A 22,659-nucleotide genomic window follows, 5' to 3' on the forward strand; every position below is an offset into this window, starting at 1 on the left:
GAGTCCGCCGCCATGTACGAGCTGTCCCGGATCCGCCTCTACTCCATCGGGCCGGCCGGTGCGCGCTATGCCGACACCGTGCTGGACCTGCGCGGAGTCGGCGAGCCGGTGCCCAGCCCCGCACCCACCCAGGCGGAGTTCTTCGAGGAGGAGCCGGTCGGCCCGCCGCGCCGCCCCGCCCCCGCCGGTGTGCTCTTCCTGGAGAACGGCGGCGGTAAGTCCGTCCTGCTCAAGCTGATCTTCTCGGTGATGCTGCCCGGCCATCGCAACACCCTCGGTGGCGCCAGCTCCGGAGTGCTGCGCAAGTTCCTGCTCGCCGACGACTGCGGGCATGTCGCGCTGGAGTGGCAGCACACCGTCACCGGTGAGACCGTCGTCGTCGGCAAGGTCAGCGAATGGCGCGGCCGTCAGGTCTCCAACGACCCGCGGAAGTTCGCCGAGGCGTGGTATTCCTTCCGGCCCGGCCCCGGGATGAGCCTGGACTCCCTGCCGGTCGCCGAATCCGCGGCGGTGCGGCCCACCGTCGAGGGCGCCTCGACCGCACGCGGCCGCCGCCGCACCATGAAGGGCTTTCGTGACGCCCTTACGGAGGCCGGCAAGGCGTACCCCCATCTGGACGTGGTCTGGGTGGAGATCCACGAGCGCTGGAACGAACACCTCGGCGAACTCGGCCTCGACCCCGAACTCTTCCGCTACCAGCGGGAGATGAACGCCGACGAGGGCGAGGCGGCCGGCCTCTTCGCGGTCAAGAACGACTCCGACTTCACCGACCTCCTGCTGCGCGCCGTCACCGACACCCGCGACACCGACGGGCTCGCCGACCTCGTCCACGGCTTCGCCCACAAGCTGGGCCGCCGCGCCGAGTTGACCGCCGAGCGGGACTTCACCGCCGGTTCGCTCGATCTGCTCCAGCGCATCGCGGACGCCGCGGAGCGGCGCGAGCAGGCCCGTGGCGTCCACGCGGGCGCCGAGCGCCGCACCCGTACGCTCTCCCGGAGGCTGTCCGCGCGTGGCGCGGAGGAGCGGGCACGCGCCGCCGAACTCGCCGAGCGGGTCGCCTCCGCCGCCCAGGCCGTCACCGACGCCGAGGGCGCGCGCGGCCGCAGCGACCTCGTCGCCGCCGAACTCGCCTACCGCCACGCCTCCTTGGCGCTCGCCGCCGCCGAGAAGGGCGCCGCGGCGCAGCGCCGCGAGCTCAATGACGCCCGCACCCTGCACTCCGCCTGGCAGGCCGCCGAGACGGTGCTGCGCCACCGCGCCGCCGCCGACCGCTCCGCGCGGGTGGCCGCCGCCATCCGCGAGGCCGAGCGGGACGCGGCCCCCGCCCTCGCCGCCCGCGCCAAGGCCGCCGCCGACCTCGTCCGCGCCCTGCACGCGGCGGCCGAGGACGGTGAGCGGGTCGCCAACGAGGAGGAGGAGCGCTCCGCCGCCCTCCAGGAGACCGGTGAGGCCGCCCACCGCGACGCCACCTCCGCCGCCACGGCGGCCCAGCGCGCCCGCAGCGACGCCGAGCATCTGCGCCAGCGGCTCGCCGAGGTCGAGCAGGAGACCGCCGAGGCCGTGCGTGCCGGATGGCTCGACGACTCCGCCCCCGACGCCGACCCGGCCCGCGCCGCTCTCGCCGCCAGTGACGCCGAGAAGACCACGGTCGCCGCCTTCGACGAGGCCCGCGAGACCGCTCGGCGCACCGCCGACCACGCGAAGTCGGCCGCCGCCGTGGAGGCCCGCGCCGAACTGGCCGCGGCGCGAGCGGTGGACGCGGCGTGGGCCACGGAGTCCGCCTACGAGGCGGAGCGGCGCGCCGCGGAGGCGCTGGGCGCGGAGCAGCGCCTGATCGAACTGCTGGGCCTGCCACAGCCCACCGCCGCCGTCCCCGCCCCGCGCGGCGCCGCCCGCCCATCGGCGGTGGATTCACGCGCGGCGGGCGGGGTGACGGTGCGCGTTCCGGACGCGGGCGGGCGTGGGATGGGCCGACGGGCGGCCCGTACCCTGCCGGCCGACTCCGGCCGGGACGGGTGGATCACGGTCCGGGTGGACGAGGAGGACGCGGACGACATCGGCCTCTCCCAACTCCCGGCCGCCTTCCGCGCGGCCCCTCACGCACCGCCCACGATCCCCCCGGATTCGGAGCCCGCGCCCCACGACCACGACTACGCCCCCGAGGACCCGCCCACCGACACCCGCTCACGCTTCGAGGGAGAGAACCACGCCGCGCCGGGCCCCTCGGCGGCGCGCCCCAGGGGCGGGGGTGGCGCTCCGGGCTCGGTGGTTCGGTCGACGGACGTCCCGGGCATGGAGGGCTCCGCCGTCGTGGGCGACGGATTCCCGGGTACTGGCCCGGTGTCCGGTGACGGGGTTTCCGCCTCCCGCGTGGTCGGTGGCCCGTGCCCGGGGGGCGCGGCCGCGGGTGGGGTCGAGGAGGGCGATGGGGTGAAGGGCGGTGGCATGTCGGGCCCCTCCGCCGCCCGCCCCAGGGGTGGGGGTGCCGCCTCGGGCTCGGTGGTCCGGTCGACGGATGTCGTCGTGGGCGCGGAGGGCGCTTCCGCTGTCGCGGGCGACAGCCTCTCGGCCACCGGTCCGGTGGGCGAGGCAGGTCGTGCGAGGCGCGTGGAGGGCGACGCCCCTTCCGTGGGCGACCAGTGCCGGGGCACTGGTCCCGTTGACGAGGCGGGGGACACCGCTCGCGTCGATGGTGGCGCGGAAGGGGCGCGCCCCGCTCGGCACGGCGCGGCCTCCGCCGAGGTCGCGGAGGCGGGCCCGGGGGAGGCTCACCGGCGCCGTCCGCTCGCGGCGGAGTCGCGGCCCGCGGGGTGGGTGACGGTGCGGATCGACGAGGCACAGGACGCCGCGTCGGGCGGTGGCGGTCCGCGCCCGGAGGGCCACCGTGGCGCCGCCCCGGCCGTGGCGGTCGATTCCCACGGTGACGGCGGTCAGGCCGGGACGGCGGCCGCCACGGACACTGCCGACGTCGGCCACGCGGCCCCGTCGGACGATGGCCCGCGCTCGGACGGCCCGCGCTCGGACGGCCCGCGTGGCGCCCGGGTCGTGGCGGCCGAATCCCGGCCTCCCGGGGAGGTGTCGGCCCGGGTCGGGGACGTTGACGGTGGTCAGGGCGAACCGGAGGCCGCTGACACCGGTACCCGGCCCGCCAACGTCACTCCCGCCGACGCCGAGCCCGTCACCCCCGCCGACGCGGATTCCGGCTCCGCCGCCGACGACTCCGACTGCTGGAGCCCCGAGCCCGGCGGTGAACCCGACCGCGAGCGCGACCGCGGTCGTCACCCCCGGCCCGCCCCGCGGGCCTTCGCGGACGGGCCGCTGACCGCCGAGGAGTTGGATCGCAACGCCGAGGCGCTGCGCGAACTGCTCGAGGAGAGCGTCGCCTCCGCCGAGCGGCAGCTCTTCGAGCTGCGGACCGCGGCAGCCGAGGACGCGCGCATTCTGGGTGCGCTCGGCGACGGGGGGCTGCTGCCGCCCAGCCCCGATGTGCTGGCGGCCGTCGAGTTCCTCGGCGAGCACGGCATCCCCGCCCTCCCCGGCTGGCGTTACCTCGCCCAGGCCGTGGACCCCGTCGACCACGCCGCCGTGCTCGCGGCCCGCCCCGAGCTGGTGGACGGCGTCGTCATCACCGACCCCGGCACCCACGCCCGCGCCCGTGAGGTGCTCGGCCAGGCGTCGCTGCTGCCGCGGTCCGCCGTGGCCGTCGGGACGTCCGCCGCGCTGCTCGCGCCGACGCCCGCGCCCGGCACCGAGGACAGCGGGGTCTTCCTCGTGCCGCCGAACCCGGCGATGCACGACGAGCGCGCCGCCGACGACGAGCGGCGCGGGCTGCGGGCCCGCGCCACCGAGCGGGACGAGGAGATCAGGGCGCTCGCCGCCCGGCTCGCCGGGGACCGGGCGCTGTCCGCGCGGCTCGGCTCCTGGCGCACCGGCTGCCCGTCCGGGCGGCTCGCCGAGCTCGCGGCGGCGGCGGAGACCGCCCGGGAGGCCGCCGACACCGCACAGCGCGAGCTGGTGGAGGGGCGTACGGCGCGGGCGGAGGCCGACGAGGCCGCCACCGAGGCCGCCCGGGTCCGCGACGAGCGCCAGGAGGCGGCACAGCGGGCCCGCCGGGTGGCGGACGCGCTGGCCGGTCTGGCGTACCGGCTGCGGGAGCGCGCCACCTGGCAGACCCGGCTGCGCGAACTGGCCGAGGAGGCCGCCGAGTACGAGGAGCGCGCCGCGGGCTGCGTGGACCGGGCCCGCGCCGCCGACGAGGACCGGCGCGCCGCCCAGCGCGCGGCCGACGACGCGCACCGTACGGCCCGCGCCCTGCGCGCCGAGCGCGCGGAGATCGCGGGCGCCCCCGACGACCTCGGCGAGGCCACCGAGCCGCCGTCCGCCTCGCTGCCCGCGCTCCGCGAGGCGTACCGCGCCGCCTCCCAGGTCTACGAGAAGGTCGGCGTCGGCGCCGACCTCCGCGCCGAACAGGCCCGCGCCGAGAGCGACGAGAGCGCGGCCCTCGCCTCCCTCGACCGGCTCACCAACAAGGTCCGCACCCGCGCCGCCCAGCTCCTGGAGGGCACCGACGGCGCCGACGGCCCCTCCCGGCAGGCCGCCGCGGCCCGCGCCGAATCGCTCGTCCAGATGCTGGAGAGCCGTGCGTCGGCGGCGAGCGAGCAGCTCGGACGGCTGCGCGGCGAGGCCGAGCGGCTCGCCCCCGCCGACGGCGACGCCCACACCGAGCTGCCGGAGGAGACGGTCCCGGCCGACGCCGAGCAGGCGAAGGAGCTGCTGCGCACCGCCAACGGCGAACTGGCCGCCCGTACGGACGCCCTGGACACCGCCCGTACCGCCCACGCCGACCTGGTGCGCGCGCACCGCGCCGCCGAGGACGCGGCGGGCGGCTTCGACGAGACCGCCGCCCTGCTGCGGGATCTGCTGCGGGACGGCCCCGGCGCGGAGGACGACGGCGAGCGGCCCGAGCCGTACGCGGGCGGTCTCGCCGAGGCCCGTCAGGCCGCCGCCGAGAGCCGCCGCTCACTGCGCGGCTGCGCCGCCGATCTGTCGGCGGCCGAGTCGGCGGTGCGGGAGGCGTCCGATGTGCTGGTGCGGCACGCCAACTCCACCCGTTACGAGCAGGTGCGCACCCCCGCCCGCCAGCAGATCCGCGAGCTCCCCGCGGCCGCCCTGCCCGAGCACGCCGCCGCCTGGGCCGAGGCGTTCGCGCCCCGGCTGCGCGTGCTCACCGACGAGCTGGAGCAGCTGGAGCGCAACCGCGACTCCATCGTGGACCGGCTGCGCGGCCTGGTGGAGTCCTGTCTGGCCACCCTGCGCTCCGCGCAGCGGCTCTCCCGGCTCCCCGAGGGGCTCGGCGAGTGGTCGGGGCAGGAGTTCCTGCGGATCCGCTTCGAGGACCCCGACCAGGCCAGCCTCACCGAGCGGCTCGGCGAGGTCATCGACGAGGCCACCCGCTCCGCCGTGCGGAAGAACTCCGATCTGCGGCGGGACGGCATGTCCCTGCTGCTGCGCGGGGTCCATGCCGCGCTCCTGCCGCGCGGGGTGGCCGTCGAGATCCTCAAACCGGACGCGGTGCTGCGGGCCGAGCGGGTGCCGGTGAGGCAGATGGGCGATGTGTTCTCCGGTGGCCAGCTGCTGACCGCCGCCATCGCGCTGTACTGCACGATGGCGGCCCTGCGCAGCAACGACCGGGGCCGTGACAAGCACCGCCACGCGGGCACCCTCTTCCTCGACAATCCGATCGGCCGCGCCAACGCCACCTATCTGCTGGAGCTCCAGCGGGCGGTCGCGGACGCGCTGGGTGTGCAGCTGCTCTATACGACGGGGCTGTTCGACACCACGGCGCTGGCCGAGTTCCCGCTGGTGATCCGGTTGCGCAATGACGCGGATCTGCGGGCCGGGCTGAAGTACATCAGCGTCGAGGAGCATCTGCGGCCGGGCCTGCCGGTCCGGGAGCCGGAGGAGGAGCAGCAGGTGCACGGCCAGATCACCGCGACACGGATGTACCGCCGCCCCGAGGTGGACGCGGATGAGCCCGTCGAGGCGGCGGACCGGCCATGAGCCGGACGGGGACCTGAGCCGGGCCAGGCCGTGAGCCCCACCGGGGCCGTGGGCCCGGGGGCCACACCTGACCCGGCCTCACCGTCCGACTGATGCTCGCGGCGCAGGCCGGGTAACCGATATCGCCCTCGCAGCCGCCCCGGGCCCGGGGCGGACTCGGGCGGACCGGACTTCCGTCAGGCGAACCAGCCCTGTGGACGGGGGCGTGTATTGCGCCAGATGTGCTTGGTCTCCCGGTACTCCGCGAGCCCGCTGGGCCCCAGCTCCCGTCCGGTCCCGGACTGTTTGAACCCGCCCCATTCCGCCTGCGGGAGATACGGGTGGTAGTCGTTGATCCATACGGTGCCCAGCCGCAGCCGGGAGGCCACCCGCTCGGCCCGCCCCTCGTCGCCGGACCATACCGCCCCGGCGAGCCCGTACACGGTGTCGTTGGCCAGCCGCACCGCCTCGTCCTCCCCGGCGAAACGTTCCACCGTGAGCACCGGCCCGAAGGACTCATCGGCCAGCACCGACATACCGCTGTGGCAGCGGTCGAGGACGGTCGGCAGGAAGTAGTAGCCGTCGTCCAGGGCCGGATCGTCGGGACGGGCGCCGCCGCAGCGCAGCCGGGCGCCCTCCGCGAGCCCCGTCGCCACATACGCCTCGACCTTGGCCCGGTGCGCGGCGGAGATCAGCGGGCCGGTCTGGGCCCGTTTGTCGAACGGCCCGCCCAGCCGGATCCTACGGGCGCGGCGCACGACCTCCTCGACGAAGGCGTCGTGCACCGGCTCCTCCACCAACAGCCGGGCCCCGGCCGAGCAGACCTGTCCGGAGTGGAGGAAGACCGCGGTGAGCGCGTGGTCCACGGCCGTGTCGAAGTCCGCGTCGGCGAAGACGATGTTGGGGTTCTTGCCGCCCAGCTCCAGCGAGGTCCGCTTGACCGTGCCCGCGGCCGCGGCCATGATCCGGCGCCCGGTCCGCAGGCCCCCGGTGAAGGACACCAGGTCCACATCGGGGTTGTCGGTGAGCGGGGCCCCGGCCTCGGCGCCCGGACCGAGCACCAGATTGGCCACCCCGTCCGGCAGTCCGGCCTCCGCCAGCAGCCGCATCAGCGCGATCGCCGTACTGGGGGTCAGCTCACTGGGTTTCAGTACGAAGGTGTTGCCCGCGGCGAGCGCGGGCGCGACCTTCCACGAGGTCTGGAGCAGCGGATAGTTCCACGGGGTGATGAGCGCGCAGACCCCGACCGGTTCATAGACCACCCGGCTGACGGTGTGCTCGGTGCCGGTGTCCACGATCCGGTCCGCCTCGGTGCGCACCAGTTGCCCGTAGTAGCGGAAGCACGCCACCACACCGTCGAGGTCGAGCTCGCTCTCGGCCAGGCGCTTCCCGGTGTCCAGGGATTCCGCGCGGGCGAGCCCGGCCTTGTCGCGCTCCACCAGATCGGCGACGCGCAGCAGCAGATCGCCGCGCGCCCCGACCGGAGTACGGGGCCAGGGCCCCTGGTCGAACGCCTGCCGGGCGGCGGCCACCGCCTCGGCCGCGTCCTTCCCGCCGCCCTCGTCCACGACCGCCACCAGCGATCCGTCGGCCGGGCAGCGGATCTCCCGGGTCCGTTCGTCGATCGCGCCGGTCCACTGGCCACCGATGAAGAGGTCCGTCACGGGCATTCCTCCGCTTCCGGGGTCGGGACATGGTCGGTCACCCATCGGTGAAAGGCGCCGATGTGGTGTTCGCTGGGGACGAGCACCCCGCCGGCGCGGTAGGCGCGGGAGTCCATGGCGGGCTGGGTGCGCTCACAGGCGTCGAAGTCCTGGGCGTTGACCCGGTGGAACAGCTCCACCGACTTCGACACGTCCCGGTCGGACGCCACCACTTCGGGGGCGTAGAGCCAGTCGCATTCGACCAGGGTGTGATCGGGGGCGAGCGGGAACATCCGGTGGATGATCACATGGTCGGGGACCAGGTTGAGGAAGACCTGCGGCCGTACCGTGATCGCGTAGTAGCGGCGGTCCTGCTCCTCGGCGATCCCCGCGAAGCGGCCGAACCCTTCGCTGCCGTCCACCGTGAACCCCTGGGCCTCCTCGGCGAACTCCGCGCCGTGCCCGACGAAGTACTGCGCCGCGAGACCGTCGGCGAACTCCGGCAGCACCTCGGTGAGTTCGGGGTGGATCGTCGCGCAGTGGTAGCACTCCATGAAGTTCTCGACGATCAGCTTCCAGTTGGCCCGTACGTCATAGGAGATCCGGCGGCCCAGCGCAAGGCCGGCCACGTCGTAGCGCTCCACGGACTCCGCGTCGCCGAGCCGCTCGGCCACCGCCCCGATCACCGTCTCCTCGAAGGATGGTGGATCCTCGGCCAGGCAGACCCAGACATAGCCGAGCCATTCGCGAAGCCGTACCGGCACCAGTCCGCGCTCGACCCGGTCGATATCGGGCATCCGCTGAAGGTTGGGGGCGGCGGTGAGCCTGCCGTCCAGATCGTAGGTCCAGGCGTGGTACGGGCACTGCAACGAGCGGCGCACCGTACCGGACTCCTCGGTGCACAGCCGGGCGCCGCGGTGCCGGCAGACATTGAGGAACGCCCGTGGCTCACCGCGCCGGTTGCGGGTGATCAGCACGCTCTCCCGGCCGATCCGCACGGTGCGGAAGGCGCCCGGCCGGTCCAGATCGGCCCCGCGCACCGCGCAGAACCACATGGCCTCGAACAGGTGCTCCTGCTCCTGCCGGAAGATACCGGGAGCGGTGTACCAGTGGCCGGGAAGGGTGGCGAGCAGACTGGAGGTCGTGGCGGCGGGGGATTCGGGAGCCATGGTCATGGGGTTCTCCTCAAGCGGAGCCGGCGGGGGTCGAAGAGCTCGATGGGGTGGGCGGCGTTGCCGGTGAGTGCCAGATCGGCCAGGAGCTCCCCGACCACCGGCACGAGGGTGAACCCGTGCCCGGGGGCCTCCAGGCGGTCGATTCCCGTGGTCGCGGGGCGTGCGCGTGGCACACGCGCGTGTCAGCGGCGGATGCGCTCCATGCGCGGGTCGAAGAGCGGCTCGGCGGCGACGGTCGCGGGGACCTTCTCGCCGAAGTACTCGATGTGGACGGCGGTGCCGGGCACGGCGGTCGCTGCGGGCAGCCAGGCGTAGGCGACGGTCCGGCCGATGGTGTAGCCGTAGGACGCGCTGGTCACATAGCCGACCGCGACGCCGTCGGCGTACACCGGCTCCTTGCCCATGACGACCGCGGCCGGGTCGTCCAGGGTGAGACAGGTCAGTCTGCGCGCCGCCGTCTCCTCGGAGCGGCCATCGAGCGCCGCACGCCCGATGAAGTCGCCCTTGTTCATCCTGACGGCGAAGCCGACCCCGGCCTCGTAGGGGTCGTGCTCGGTGGTCATGTCATGGCCCCAGGCGCGATAGCCCTTCTCCAGCCGCAGGCTGTTGAAGGCCGAGCGCCCGGCGGCGATCACCCCGTGGCGCTGCCCCGCCTCCCACAGGGTGTCCCACAGCCGCAGGCCCATGTCGGCGGTGGTGTACAGCTCCCAGCCCAGTTCGCCGACGTAGGACAGCCGCATCGCGGTCACCGGGACATGGCCGATATAGGTCTGCCTGGCCTTGAAGTAGCCGAACGCCTCGTGTGAGAAGTCGTCGCGGGTCAGCGGCTGGACCAGCTCCCGGGCGAGCGGGCCCCAGACGCCGATACAGCAGGTGCCCGGCGTGATGTCCTCGATGTGGACTGCCCCGGTCTTCGACCGGGAGGTGCTCCCCTCGTGCGCGTGGCGCAGCAGCCAGTCCAGGTCGAGTCCGCCGTTGGCGCCCACCTGGAAGCGGTCCTCCGACAGCCGGGCGACGGTGAGATCGCTGCGGATCCCCCCGGCCTCGTCCAGCAGCAGGGTGTAGGTGACCGCGCCGGGCTTCTTGGCCAGCTGATTGGTGGTCATGCGCTGGAGGAAGTCCAGCGCTCCGGGCCCGCTCACCGACAGCCGCTTGAGCGGGGTCATGTCGTACAGCGCGACCCGCTCCCGGGTGGCCCTGGCCTCGGCGGCGGCGATCGGCGACCAGTAGCGGGCCGACCAGGCGTCGCGCGGGGGCAGGTCGACGGACTCGGCGAGCGGGGCGTTCGCCTCGTACCAGTGCGGCCGCTCCCAGCCCGCGGCCTCCAGGAAGTATCCGCCCAGCTCCCGCTGCCGGATGTGGAAGGGGCTGACCCGCAGCGGCCGGGGCTGCTCCACCGGCTGGAGCGGATGGATGACGTCGTAGACCTCGACGAAGTTCTGCTTCCCGCGCTCGGCGATGTAGGCGGGGGAGCGCTGGGCGTCCTCGAAGCGGTACAGATCGCATTCATGGACGTCCATGCCCGGCCGCCCGTCCGTCATCCACTCGGCCACGGCCCGGGCGACGCCCGCGGAGTGGGTCACCCACACCGCCTCGGCCAGCCAGAAGCCGCGCACCTCGCGGGATTCGCCGATGACCGGCATACCGTCGGGGGTGAAGGAGAAGACCCCGTTGAAGCCCTCCTCGATCCGGCCGGCGCCGAGCGCGGGGAGCAGCTTGACGCTCTCCTCCCAGCTGGGGGCGAAGTCCTCGGCGGTGAACGGCAGCGAGGACGGCATCACCGGGGCGTCGTCGTACGCGGGAAGCCGGGCCGGGTCGACGGGCAGCGGGCGGTGGGCGTAGCTGCCGATGCCGATGCGGTCGGTGTGCTCGCGGTAATACAGATCACGGTCCTGGAAGCGCAGGATCGGTTTGCTCGCCTCCGTACGGGGGTCGTTCACCCCCGCGAGCTCGGGCAGCGGCCCGGTCCTGGCGTACTGGTGGGCCAGCGGCTGCAAGGGGACGGGAACCCCCGCCATCGCGCCGATCAGCGGGCCCCAGAACCCGGCGGCGGAGACCACGATGTCGGCGGGGAAGGTGCCCCGGTCGGTGACCACCGCGGTGACCCGGCCGCCCTCCCGCTCGATGGCGGTGACGGTGTGCCGGTCCAGGAAGCGGGCGCCGTGCGCGGTGGCCCGCTCCATCTGGGCGCGGGAGGCGAGCAGCGCGCGGGCCAGCCCGTCGTCCGGGGTGTGGAAGCCGCCGACGATCCGGTCCGGGTCCAGCATCGGCCACATCTCGGCGCACCGGGCCGGGCCGAGCAGCTCGCCCCGTACGCCCCAGGAGGCCGCGAGCCCGGCCTTGCGGTGCAGATCGGCCCAGCGCTCCTCGCTGGTGGCGATCTCCAGACCACCCACCGGGTTGAAGCAGGACAGCCCGTCGACCTCGAGCGAGGAGAACTTCTCCACGGTGTACTGGGCGAAGTCGGTCAGGGTCTTGGAGGGGCTGGTCCGGAAGACCAGGCCGGGGGCGTGCGACGTCGAACCGCCGGGAGCGAGCAGCGGGCCCTGCTCCAGGACGGTGACGTCCCGCCAGCCGCGGGCGGTCAGCTCGTCGGCGAGCGAGCAGCCGACGATCCCGGCGCCGACGATCACGACTCGGCAGGCCGACGCACTCACAGGACCACCACCGATCGCAGCACCTCGCCGCGCTGCATCTTGGCGAACGCGGTCTCGACCTCGTCCAGCGTGATCGTCTCGCTGACGAACGCCTCCAGATCCAGCTTGCGGCTGAGGTGGAGGTCGACCAGGACCGGGAAGTCACGGCTGGGCAGGCAGTCGCCGTACCAGGACGACTTGAGCGCACCGCCCCGCGAGAACAGATCGATCAGCGGCAGATCGATGCGCATCTCCGGATCCGGCACCCCGACCTGCACCAGCACCCCGGCCAGGTCGCGCATGTAGAAGCCCTGGGTGTAGGTCTCGGGGCGGCCCACCGCGTCGATGACCACATTCGCGCCGAAGCCGCCGGTCAGCTCGCGGACCGCCTCGACCGGGTCGGTGCCGCGGGAGTTGACGGTGTCGGTGGCGCCGAAGCGGGTCGCCGCGTCCAGCTTGGCGTCGTCGATGTCCACGGCGATCACCCGGCGCGCCCCGGACAGCGCGGCCCCGGCGATCGCGGCGTTGCCGACCCCGCCGCAGCCGATGACCGCGACCGTATCGCCCTTGGACACCCCTCCGGTGTGCACGGCCGCGCCGTAGCCGGCCATCACCCCGCAGCCGATCAGCCCCGCCGCCTCGGGGCGCGCCGAGGGGTCGATCTTCACCGCCTGCCCCGCCGCGACCAGCGTCTTCTCGGCGAACGCCCCGATGCCCAGGGCCGGGCTGAGCGGGGTGCCGTCGGTCAGGGTCATCGGCTGGGCGGCATTGCGGCTGTCGAAGCAGTACCACGGGCGGCCCCGGCGGCAGGAGCGGCAGCCGCCGCACGGCGCCCGCCAGGCCAGGACCACATAGTCACCGGGTGCGAGTCCGGTGACGCCGGAGCCCACGGCCTCGACCATGCCGGCCGCCTCATGCCCGAGCAGATACGGAAATTGGTCACCGATCGCGCCGTCCCGGTAGTGCAGGTCGGTGTGGCACACCCCGCACGCCTGGACTCCCACCAGCACCTCACCGGCGCCGGGTTCGGGCACGAGAACGGGCAGCACCTCCACGGGGGCGCCCTTTTTGACCGCGACGACGGCGCGGGCTTCTTGCGGCATGGCTCACTCCTCTGTTCTCCTGCGATCGCAGGGACCGGTGCGCGGGAGCCGGCATGACTGCCTCGAAGGAGGGCGAGGCCGAGGCCGGTCAACGGCCGTCGGTTACCCCCCAGTTGCGTATAGCGCGACGTGTTGCGCGATGGGGAACATCCTGAAAGTCGCCGCCCCATGCGGTCAAGAGGTGCGCGTAAACCGCCTGTAAACCAGCGCTGACGCGGGATTTCGCGTAGCCCGCACACCCCTCGGAGCGGCTGGCCGCGGACACGACGAGGGGGCCGGAGTCATCCGGCCCCCTCGTCGGGTGGGTGATGTGGTGAGGTGGTGGTCAGCCGGGGAAGCCCATCCGGCGGGACAGCTCCTCGGCGGTCTTCACGGCGTATTCGGCCAGGTCGGGCAGTCGGCTCTGGGCCATCCGGTACGCCGGTCCCGAGACGCCGATCGCCCCGATGACCGCGCCGTCATGGCCGCGCACCGGCGATGCCACCGCGTTCAGCCCGATCTCCAGCTCCTCGCAGGAGTAGGCGAAACCGCGCTCGGCCGCCGTCTCCAGCTGCTGCCGCAGCTCGGCGGAGGTGGTGATGGTGTGCTCGGTGAACCGCGGCAGCTTCCGTGTCACCAGTCGCTCCCGGCGTTCGCCCGACAGATGTGCGAGCAGCACCTTGCCGCTCGCGGTGGCGTGCAGCGCGGTGCGCCGCCCCAGCCAGTTGAAGGCGGTCACCGCCGCGGCGCCGCGCGCCTGCATGATGTTGACCGCCGCGTCCGCGTCCAGTACGGCGATATTGGCCGTTTCACCGGTCTCGTCGGCCAGCGCCCGGCAGACCGGGGCGCCCTCCTGCGAGATGTCCAGGCGGATGGCGGCGGCGCCCGCGAGTCTGAGCACCCCGGCGCCCAGGTAGTACTTCCCCCGGTCCCGTTCCTGCCCGACCAGTCCGCGGTTCTCCAGTACGCCGAGCAGCCGGAAGGCGGTCGACTTGTGGACCCCCAGTTCGTCGGCGATCTCGGTCACTCCGGCCTCGCCGAGCCTGGCAAGGATCTCCAGGACGCTGACCGCTCTGTCCACCGACTGCACCGCCCCGGCGGCCCCCCGCTTCTCCTCGGCCCGTTCCTCGGTCGTGTTCGTCATGGTTCTGATCTCACCATCCGGCGGCTCTGAGTGGGCCCCCTCGGGCCGGGGAACTCTTGACGGCTGCCTTCCCGATCTGGATTCTGTTGCGCATCGCGCTTTTCAGTGCACTATCCACAACGCATGATACCGATCAACGTGAGGGGGGCCAATGATTCCCGTCTGCCGTATCGAGGACCTGCCGGAGGGTGAGTCGGTGCGTGTCGAGGCCGGCGACGCCACCGCGGCGATCGCGGTGTTCCACACCGACGGAGCGTTCTACGCCATCGACGACATGTGCAGCCACCAGGACGCCTCCCTCTCCGAAGGGTGGCTGGAAGGCTGCTACGTGGAATGCCCGCTGCATGCCGCGCTGTTCGACCTGCGTTCCGGCGAGCCCACCTGTCTGCCCGCCCGTAAGCCCGTACGGACCCACGCAGTCACGGTCGTGGACGGAATACTGTATGTCCACCCCATGGTGCGCTCCGTTCCCGGCGAGCCCGTGCACGCGGCGCCGGAAGAAGCCGTCGCATGACGGCGATCGCGACGGTCACGGTGGTCGGGGCCTCGCTCGCGGGTCTGCACGCGGCGCGGGGCCTGCGCGCCCGGGGATACGACGGACGGCTGGTCGTCGTCGGCGAGGAGTACCACCGTCCCTACGACCGCCCGCCGCTGTCCAAGGAGTTTCTGACCGGGGACGGCGATCCGGGCGAGGGGCTGGGCACCCTCGCCCTGACCGACCCGGAGGAGGAGGCCGAACTGGACGCCGAATGGCTGCTCGGCGTCCGGGCCGAGGCGCTGGACACCGCCGCCGGGGAGATCCGGCTCAGCGGTGGCCGCACCCTGCGTACCGACGGCGTCGTCATCGCCACCGGCGCCACCCCCAGAACGCTGCCCCTTTCCCATCCGGCCGGGGTGCACACCCTGCGCACCCTCGACGACGCGACCCGGCTCCGCGCCGCGCTGCGCGCGGGCGCCGAGCGGGTGGTGGTGATCGGCGCCGGCTTCATCGGCGCCGAAGTGGCCTCCTCCTGCGCCGCCCTCGGACTCGACGTCACCGTGGTGGAGGCCGCGCCGCTGCCGCTGGCGCCCCAACTGGGCGAGGAGATGGCCCGGGTGTGCGCCGGGCTGCACGCACGGGGCGGGGTCACGCTGCTGTGCGGCACCGGCGTCGCCGCTCTGCGCGGCGGCGGCCGGGTCACCGGAGTGGAGCTCGCCGACGGGCGGGTGCTGCCCGCCGATGTGATGGTCGTCGGCGTCGGGGTGCGCCCCGTCACCGGGTGGCTGGAAGGCTCCGGTCTGGCCCTGGACGACGGGGTGCGGTGCGACGAGGGCTGTGTCACCGCGCTGCCCAACGTCGTGGCCGTCGGGGACGTGGCCCGGCTGGCCCGGCCGGGCACCGCGCGCACCGTCCGGGCCGAGCACTGGACCAGCGGCATGCTCCAGGGCGCCGTGGCCGCCCGCAATCTGCTCGCCGGATCCACCGTCGAGCCCTTCGACGCGCTGCCCTACTTCTGGTCCGACCAGTACGGCGCGCGCATCCAGTACGCCGGGCGGCGCGAACCCGGGGACACGGTCCGGATCCTCGAGGGAGACCCCGCCGACGGCGGCGGCTTCCTCGCCGTCTACGAACGTGACGGGATTTCCACCGCCGCCCTCGGCGTGGACCGGCCCCGGCCCTTCATGCGGCTGCGCCGCGAGCTGGCCCGCGCTCCGCAGCCGGCGGGGAGGTGACCGGCTCCGCCTTACGGGCCCGGCGGCGCTGCCGACGCTGCTCGCGGGCCGTACTGCTGGGCCGGGACACCACCCCGTAGCGCTGGCGCCAGACCTGACGGGTCACCCAGACGTCCAGCACCCCCCAGGTCGCCACCACCGTGCTCGCCACCGTGACGAGCACGACGGGGAAGGCGGACCATGAGCCCGCCAGGGTGCACAGCAGGGCGACCATCACCTGAACCAGCGTCAGCGCGATTATGATCACCGCGCGCACCGCCGATGTGCGGACGGGATCGGGCAGCCGCCGCCTGCGCGCCGGCTCCTCGGTCCACAGCGGCCGGACCCCGTGCGCCGGGATGTCGCGATCCTTGTCCATCGCGTCCATGACGCTCCCACCCCTTTCCATGGCTGCCCCGGTGCGGCCGAGTCAGATAGCGGGACTTGGGTCGTATGCCCCCCCAGTGTGCCCCTTTGGATCACGAATGGCACCGACCGGTGGTTCCCCTGGGGAGGGGAAAACAAGCCAAGCGCGGCCGAATGGCGGCATGCGATGGCCGGTGGACGGATGCCGAGCGGCGGGGGGTAAGTCGGGGAATCACCCGACAACTCCTGATCACGGAGTGTAAGGGCTTCCCTGCATCAAGTGGACATGCCTTCGATATGTCCAACTGGCAGTAGTAGGCTCGCGCCGCTCGTTGTCGGAACTCGGAACACCGCCCCCGGAATTCGGGGTTTGACGTTAGGGAGGCCATGCGCTTTCGCGGTAAGTCCATCCGCAGGAAGATCGTGGCGCTGTTGCTGGTGCCGCTGGTGTCATTGACGGCGATCTGGGCGTTCGCCACGGTGATCACCGGTCGCGAGGCGAAGCAACTGCTCGACGCGTCGGACATCATCGACAAGGCGGGCCAGCCGGCCGAGGACGCGGTGCACGCCGTCCAGAAGGAACGCCGGCAGACGCTCATCCTGCTGGCCGATCCGCGGCAGTCGGACGCCCTGCCGGTGCTCCACTCCCTCCAGCGCAAAACCGACGAGGCCATCGGCCAGTTGCGGGCCGCCGAGTCGGACGGCGATGTGCACGACAAGATGAACGGCGACTCCGAGGAGCAGCTCGACAACATCCTCAAGGCCGCCGACGGGCTGGACAGTCTGCGCCGCAAGGTCGAGGACGACGGCATATCCCCGGCTCAGGCATATGAGTACTACAACAAGCTCGTCGACCTCTGCTACACCTTCCGCAGCTCCCTCCACGCGGTGCCCGACACCGACCTCGACAAACAGGGCCGCGCGCTGGTCGCCATGATCCGCGCCCGGGAGGCGCTCTCCCGCGAGGACGCGCTGTACGTCTCGGCGCTGACGGCGCGCAAGATGACGCTGAGGGACCTCCAGTCCATCTCCGACCTCATCGCCGAGCGCACTCTGCTCTACGACATCAACCTGCCGATCCTCCCCGACTCCGAGCAGAAGGTCTTCGCCGACTACCGGCGCACCAACGCGGCCCCCGCCGCACTGCGCGTAGCCGAGGGCAAGATCCTCTCCTCGATGGACCCCGCCACCGCCATCAGTTCGCTGGACCAGGAGCACTGGGAGGCCGCGGCCCAACCCGTCCTCAACGACTACGACCGGCTGGGCGACGAGGCCACCGACCGGCTCCAGAAGCGCATCGACCCGGTGGCCAGCAGTGTGATGCTCAAGGCGGGGATCGCCGGCATCCTCGGCCTGGTCGCCCTCATCGTCTCCGTCCTCGTCTCCTTCCGCATCGGCCGCAGCCTGGTCCGCGATCTGTCCCGGCTGCGCAGGGACGCCCAGGAGGTCGCCAGCGTGCGGCTGCCGAGCGTGATGCGCCGCCTCGGCGCGGGTGAGCAGATCGACGTGGAGACCGAGGCGCCCCGGCTGGACTACGGCCCCGATGAGATGGGCCAGGTCGGCCAGGCCCTCAACACCCTCCAGCGGGCCGCCGTCGAGGCCGCGGTCAAACAGGCCGAACTCCGCCAGGGCGTCTCCGATGTCTTCGTCAACCTCGCCCGCCGCAGCCAGGTGCTGCTGCACCGTCAGCTGACCCTCCTCGACACCATGGAGCGGCGCACCGAGGACACCGACGAGCTCGCCGACCTGTTCCGGCTGGACCATATGACCACCCGTATGCGGCGGCACGCCGAGGGTCTGGTCATCCTCTCCGGCGCTGCCCCCTCCCGGCAGTGGCGCAAGCCGATCCAGCTGATGGACGTCGTGCGCGCGGCCGTCGCCGAGGTGGAGGACTACGAGCGGATCGAGATCCGCCGGCTGCCCCGGATCGCGCTCGTCGGCCCGGCCGTCGGCGACCTCACCCACCTGGTCGCCGAACTCCTGGAGAACGCCACCGTCTTCTCGCCGCCGCACACCGCCGTCCAGGTGCACGGCGAGCGGGTCGCCAAGGGTTTCACCCTGGAGATCCACGACCGCGGTCTCGGTATGACGCCCGACGCGCTGCTGGAGGCCAATCTCCGGCTCGCCGAGACCCCCGAGTTCGAGCTGTCCGACACCGACCGGCTCGGGCTGTTCGTGGTCAGCCGGCTCGGCCAGCGGCAGGGGGTGCGGGTCTCGCTCCAGCCCTCCCCGTACGGCGGCACCACGGCCATCGTGCTCATCCCGTCCAACCTGCTCACCGACGAGGGCACCCGGGGAGACGCCGCCGAGGACGACACCGGCGGCCGTCACGCCGACACCGCGCGCGGTGTCGGCGACGTCCGGCTGGGGCCCGCCGACGAGACCGGGTCGGCCTCCCCGATCGCCTCCCTGACCACGTCCTTCGCGCACGAGGACCACGAGGACCACGAGAACCACGAGGACGTCGACGATGACGAGGAAGTGGGCGGGATCTTCCGGGCCCGCGGGCTGAAGACGCGGCAGTCCGGGCGCACCGGGCCGGCCCCGTCCACCGTGGAGCACCAGCAGGCCGCGGACGGCCCGGCCACCGCACCGGGCGGCGGCCCCGCGCCGCTGCCCCGACGTGTCCCACCGGTACTGGTCGCCGACCACGGCCGGCCGGTCGAGGGCACGTCGAGCGGCCGGCACGGCCGTTCGCAGGGCCCGGGGCAGCCGTCCTGGGCCGAACAGCGCTCCGATCGCCAGGGCCAGGACCGGGCCCAGGGCCGGCAACAGGGCCCGCGGCGCACGGGGCCGGAGCGCGGTGGCCCGGAACAGCGCCCGGCGCCCACCCAGCGGGCGGCCTCCGGCCTCCCCAAGCGGGTACGGCAGGCCAGCCTGGCCCCGCAGCTGAAGAACGATCCCGCACCCCCGACCGAGGCGGACCCAACCCCTGCCGAGACCGATCCCGAGCGCGAAGCCGAGCAGGCGAGGGCCACCATGGCCTCGCTGCAACGAGGTTGGCAGCGCGGTCGGCGGCAGTCGGCCACCGGATCCGGAGGTGCGGACACAGCACCGGGAACGACACATGAGGGGGACGGTCGATGACCGCATCGAACGCCGCAGCGCCCAATGGTTCGCCCAACGCGTCGGGCGAACTGAGCTGGCTGCTGGACGAACTGGTCGGAAGAGTGGGCAGCATCCGCAAGGCGCTGGTGCTCTCCGGGGACGGGCTCCCCAGCGGCGGCTCACGCGATCTGTCCCGGGAGGACGGTGAGCATCTGGCCGCCGTGGCCTCCGGTTTCCACAGCCTCGCCAAGGGTGTCGGCCGCCACTTCGACGTCGGCCGGGTCCGGCAGACCATCGTGGAACTCGACGACGCCTTCCTGTTCGTCACCGCGGCGGGCGACGGCAGCTGTCTGGCCGTGCTGGCCGACGCCGACTCCGATGTGGGCCAGATAGCGTACGAGATGACGCTGCTGGTCAAGCGGGTGGGCGTGCATCTGGGCTCGGCTCCGCGCTCCAGCGGGTGACGGAGGCCGGGCGAGATGAGCGGAGACCCGGAGAGCGCCGCCCGGTGGTTCGACGACGCGGCGGGACCGGTGGTCAGACCGTATGCGATGACGCGGGGACGCACCCGCAGCGCCGCTGAGGAGAAGCTGGACCTGATCGCGGTCGTGGTCGCCGACAGCGCGACCCACCGGACCGTCGCCGACCAGACGCTGTCCCCGGAACACCTCGACATCGTCGAGCTGAGCCGGGACAGCCCGCAGTCCGTCGCCGAACTGGCGGCCGAGCTCGACCTTCCGATCGGCGTGATCCGTGTACTCATCGGCGATCTGCTCCACGCCGCACTCGTCCGAGTGTCCCGGCCCGTACCTCCGGCGGAACTGCCGGACGAGAGTATTCTGCGCGAGGTGATCAATGGTCTACGGGCACTCTGACCCGGGCCGCCCTCATATCGTCGAACCGGTCACACTGAAGATACTGGTGGCGGGCGGCTTCGGGGCAGGCAAGACGACCCTGGTGGGCGCGGTCAGCGAGATCAGACCGCTGCGCACCGAGGAACTGCTCACCGAGGCCGGCCGGCCGGTCGACGACATCGCGGGGGTGGAGTCCAAGACGACCACCACCGTCGCCATGGACTTCGGGCGCATCACGCTCCGCGAGGATCTGGTGCTCTATCTCTTCGGCACACCGGGCCAGGACCGCTTCTGGTTCCTGTGGGACGAGCTGGCCACCGGCGCGCTGGGCGCCGTGGTGCTGGCCGACACCCGCCGGCTCGAGGACTGCTTCGCCGCCATCGACTACTTCGAGCGGCGGGACATCTCCTTCACCGTGGCCGTCAACTGCTTCGAGGGAGCCGACCGCTATCCGGAGGACTCGGTGCGCGATGCGCTGGACCTCGACCCGGGCACCCCGGTCGTCCTGTGCGACGCCCGCGAGCGCGAATCGGCCAAGCATGTGCTGATCTCGGTCGTGGAGCACGCGATGCTGGCCTCCGCGCCCCAGGGCTGAACGGCACGGCCCGCACCCCGCCGTCCAGGGTACGGGCCGCCGTTCGCGCCGGTGCCGGACGGGGCTCAGGAGCCCTGGGCCCGCCGCCCCTCCTGGTGCCAGCCGAAGCTGCGCTCCACCGCCCTGCGCCAGTTGCCGTACTCGCGCGTCCGCTCCTCCTCGTCCATCCGCGGGGTCCACTCGGTGTCCCGCTTCCAGTGGGCCCGCAGCTCGTCGAGGTCCTGCCACGCGCCGGTGGCGAGCCCGGCCGCGTACGCCGCGCCCAGGCAGGTGGTCTCGGCGACCACCGGACGGATCACCGGGACGCCCAGCACATCGGCCTGATGCTGCATCAGCAGTCCGTTCGCGGTCATTCCGCCGTCGACCTTGAGCGAGCTGATCCGCACCCCGGAGTCCTGGTACATCGCGTCGACCACCTCGCGCGTCTGCCAGCTGGTCGCCTCCAGGACGGCGCGGGCCAGATGTGCCTTGGTGACATAGCGGGTGAGGCCGGTGATCACACCGCGGGCGTCCGAGCGCCAGTACGGGGCGAACAGCCCCGAGAAGGCCGGGACGATATACGCCCCGCCGTTGTCGGCCACGCTCGCGGCCAGTGGTTCGATCTCGTCGGCGGAGCGGATGATGCCCAGCTGATCGCGGAACCACTGCACCAGCGCGCCGGTGATCGCGATCGATCCCTCCAGGCAGTAGACGGGCCGCTCACCGCCGAGCCGGTAGCCCATCGTGGTCAGCAGCCCGCTCTTGGACGGCACCGGGCGGTCGCCGGTGTTCAGCAGCAGGAAGCTGCCGGTGCCATAGGTGTTCTTGGCCTCGCCGACGCCGTAACAGGTCTGGCCGAAGACGGCGGCCTGCTGATCGCCGAGCGCGGAGGCCACCGGCACACCGGCCAGCTGCCCGACCGCCGTGCCGTAGACCTCGGCGGAGGAGCGGATCTCCGGGAGCATCGCCTCGGGCAGGCCCATGGCGGAGAGGATCGAGCTGTCCCACTGGAGGGTCCGCAGATCCATCAGCAGTGTGCGCCCGGCGTTGGTCACATCGGTGACATGCGCCCCGCGGTCGGTGCCGCCGGTGAGGTTCCAGATCAGCCAGGAGTCGATGGTGCCGAAGGCGATCTCGCCCATCTCGGCACGGCGGCGCAGCCCGGGGACGTGCTCCAGCAGCCAGGCGGCCTTGGGCCCGGAGAAATAGCTGGCGAGCGGCAGTCCGGTGGTGTCCCGGAAGCGGTCCTGCCCCACCTCGCCACCGAGTTCGGCGCACAGACCGGAGGTGCGGGTGTCCTGCCAGACGATCGCGTTGTGCACCGGTTTGCCGGTGCGGCGGTCCCACAGGACCGTCGTCTCGCGCTGGTTGGTGATGCCCAGCGCGGTCAGCTGGTCGGCCCGCAGCCCCGCCTTGGCCAGCGCACCGGCCACCACGGCCTGCACCTTGGCCCAGATCTCGGTGGCGTCGTGCTCGACCCAGCCGGGCTTGGGGAAGATCTGACGGTGCTCGCGCTGGTCGACCGCGACGATCGCGCCGTTCCGGTCGAAGATGATGCAGCGGCTGGAGGTGGTGCCCTGGTCGATCGCGGCGACGTGGATATCCGTCGGTTGGGGCATGGCGTCTCCTTCGGTCAGAAGGCTGCGTTGAAGACGAGACCCGCCAGCACGGCCCCGATCAGCGGGCCCACCACCGGTATCCAGGCGTAACCCCAGTCCGAGGTCCCCTTGTTGGGGATGGGCAGCAGGGCGTGGGCGAGGCGCGGACCGAGGTCGCGCGCCGGGTTGATGGCGTAGCCGGTGGGCCCGCCCAGGGAGAGGCCGATGCCGACCACCAGGAAGGCGACGAGCAGGACCGAGATGCCCGAGCCGAAGATCACGGTGCCGCCGCCGTCGCTGACCGGGCCGATCCCGATGCCGTCGACCTGGCCGAACGCGAGCAGCGGCAGCACCAGCGCGGCGGTCGCGATGATCTCGGTGACGAGGTTGGCCACCGGGTTCCGGATCTCCGGGACGGTGGAGAAGATCCCCAGCGTGGGAAGGGCGTTCCTCTCGTCGGCGTTGGCCGCGAACTGCGCGTAGTACAGCGCCCAGGTCAGCACCGCGCCGATCGCGGCGCCGATCAGCTGCGCGACGATGTAGAGCGGCACCTTGTCCCAGTCGCCGGTGTCCACGGCGACGCCCACGGTCACCGCCGGATTGAGATGGGCGCCGGACAGCGGGGCGGCGGTGTACGCACCGGCCATCACGCCGAAGCCCCAGCCGAAGGCGATGACGATCCACCCGGCCGACTTGGCCTTGGAATGGTTCAGGGTGACGGCGGCGCAGACGCCCGCCACGAAGAGAATCAGTATCGCGGTGCCGATGACCTCACCGGTGAAGATGTCCCCATTGCTCATAGCGGCTC

General features: G+C 72.9%; 15 protein-coding genes and 1 pseudogene. 7 read left to right on the forward strand and 9 right to left on the reverse strand.

Annotated elements, in window-relative coordinates:
• The first annotated feature begins 12 nt into the window (after window positions 1-12).
• Window positions 13-6,060: a hypothetical protein gene (locus tag NQU54_RS33740; protein ID WP_257634352.1), complete on the forward strand. Its 6,048-nt coding sequence runs from the start codon at window positions 13-15 to the stop codon at window positions 6,058-6,060.
• A 176-nt stretch (window positions 6,061-6,236) separates the two neighbouring features.
• Here NQU54_RS33740 and NQU54_RS33745 read toward each other — a convergent pair whose 3' ends face one another.
• The 6 genes and pseudogenes from NQU54_RS33745 to NQU54_RS33770 all read right to left on the reverse strand — a co-directional run bounded on the left by NQU54_RS33745 (window position 6,237) and on the right by NQU54_RS33770 (window position 13,719).
• Window positions 6,237-7,703, reverse strand: a complete 1,467-nt coding sequence (locus NQU54_RS33745) for an aldehyde dehydrogenase family protein (protein WP_257634353.1) — start codon at window positions 7,701-7,703, stop codon at window positions 6,237-6,239.
• Window positions 7,700-8,857, reverse strand: a complete 1,158-nt coding sequence (locus NQU54_RS33750; protein ID WP_079256540.1) for an aromatic ring-hydroxylating oxygenase subunit alpha — start codon at window positions 8,855-8,857, stop codon at window positions 7,700-7,702. Before NQU54_RS33750 ends, NQU54_RS33745 begins: the two co-directional genes overlap by 4 nt.
• Window positions 8,854-8,979 (reverse strand): annotated as a pseudogene (locus NQU54_RS33755) (N-methyl-L-tryptophan oxidase); the annotation flags it as partial. The gene NQU54_RS33750 and the pseudogene NQU54_RS33755, both read right to left, overlap by 4 nt.
• Before the next feature lie 60 nt (window positions 8,980-9,039).
• Window positions 9,040-11,514, reverse strand: a complete 2,475-nt coding sequence (locus tag NQU54_RS33760) for a GcvT family protein (protein ID WP_257634354.1) — start codon at window positions 11,512-11,514, stop codon at window positions 9,040-9,042.
• On the reverse strand, window positions 11,511-12,596 hold the full coding sequence (locus tag NQU54_RS33765) for an S-(hydroxymethyl)mycothiol dehydrogenase (protein ID WP_257634355.1): 1,086 nt from the start codon (window positions 12,594-12,596) through the stop codon (window positions 11,511-11,513). The genes NQU54_RS33760 and NQU54_RS33765 overlap by 4 nt, the downstream gene beginning before the upstream one ends.
• Window positions 12,597-12,921: 325 nt before the next feature.
• On the reverse strand, window positions 12,922-13,719 hold the full coding sequence (locus NQU54_RS33770; protein ID WP_069871446.1) for an IclR family transcriptional regulator: 798 nt from the start codon (window positions 13,717-13,719) through the stop codon (window positions 12,922-12,924).
• A 151-nt stretch (window positions 13,720-13,870) separates the two neighbouring features.
• Between NQU54_RS33770 and NQU54_RS33775 the strand changes: the two genes are divergently transcribed.
• Together NQU54_RS33775 and NQU54_RS33780 are read left to right on the forward strand one after the other, a co-directional pair.
• Entirely contained in the window at window positions 13,871-14,233 is a 363-nt protein-coding gene (locus NQU54_RS33775; protein WP_257634356.1) for a bifunctional 3-phenylpropionate/cinnamic acid dioxygenase ferredoxin subunit, read from the forward strand.
• Entirely contained in the window at window positions 14,230-15,432 is a 1,203-nt protein-coding gene (locus tag NQU54_RS33780) for an NAD(P)/FAD-dependent oxidoreductase (RefSeq protein ID WP_306279333.1), read from the forward strand. The genes NQU54_RS33775 and NQU54_RS33780 overlap by 4 nt, the downstream gene beginning before the upstream one ends.
• Here the strand turns inward: NQU54_RS33780 and NQU54_RS33785 are convergent.
• A complete protein-coding gene (locus NQU54_RS33785) occupies window positions 15,380-15,799 on the reverse strand; it encodes a hypothetical protein (protein ID WP_257634357.1) in 420 nt (139 codons plus the stop codon). The two genes, NQU54_RS33780 and NQU54_RS33785, sit on opposite strands and share 53 nt — an antisense overlap.
• Window positions 15,800-16,164: 365 nt before the next feature.
• Here NQU54_RS33785 and NQU54_RS33790 point away from each other — a divergent pair, with 365 nt between their 5' ends.
• From NQU54_RS33790 to NQU54_RS33805, 4 genes are read left to right on the forward strand one after another with little or no spacing between them, the layout of a single operon-like run.
• A complete protein-coding gene (locus NQU54_RS33790; protein ID WP_257634358.1) occupies window positions 16,165-18,864 on the forward strand; it encodes a nitrate- and nitrite sensing domain-containing protein in 2,700 nt (899 codons plus the stop codon).
• Entirely contained in the window at window positions 18,861-19,289 is a 429-nt protein-coding gene (locus NQU54_RS33795) for a roadblock/LC7 domain-containing protein (protein WP_257634359.1), read from the forward strand. The genes NQU54_RS33790 and NQU54_RS33795 overlap by 4 nt, the downstream gene beginning before the upstream one ends.
• Window positions 19,290-19,304: 15 nt before the next feature.
• A complete protein-coding gene (locus tag NQU54_RS33800) occupies window positions 19,305-19,700 on the forward strand; it encodes a DUF742 domain-containing protein (RefSeq protein ID WP_069871458.1) in 396 nt (131 codons plus the stop codon).
• On the forward strand, window positions 19,681-20,274 hold the full coding sequence (locus NQU54_RS33805; RefSeq protein ID WP_257634360.1) for a GTP-binding protein: 594 nt from the start codon (window positions 19,681-19,683) through the stop codon (window positions 20,272-20,274). Before NQU54_RS33800 ends, NQU54_RS33805 begins: the two co-directional genes overlap by 20 nt.
• A 65-nt stretch (window positions 20,275-20,339) precedes the next feature.
• Here NQU54_RS33805 and glpK read toward each other — a convergent pair whose 3' ends face one another.
• Both glpK and NQU54_RS33815 read right to left on the reverse strand, forming a co-directional pair.
• On the reverse strand, window positions 20,340-21,872 hold the full coding sequence (glpK, locus tag NQU54_RS33810) for a glycerol kinase GlpK (protein WP_257634361.1): 1,533 nt from the start codon (window positions 21,870-21,872) through the stop codon (window positions 20,340-20,342).
• Window positions 21,873-21,886: 14 nt separating this feature from the next.
• Window positions 21,887-22,651: an MIP/aquaporin family protein gene (locus NQU54_RS33815; protein ID WP_257634365.1), complete on the reverse strand. Its 765-nt coding sequence runs from the start codon at window positions 22,649-22,651 to the stop codon at window positions 21,887-21,889.
• Between the last annotated feature and the right edge of the window lie 8 nt (window positions 22,652-22,659).

The organism is Streptomyces malaysiensis subsp. samsunensis, assembly GCF_024519315.1.
GTDB lineage: Bacteria > Actinomycetota > Actinomycetes > Streptomycetales > Streptomycetaceae > Streptomyces > Streptomyces malaysiensis.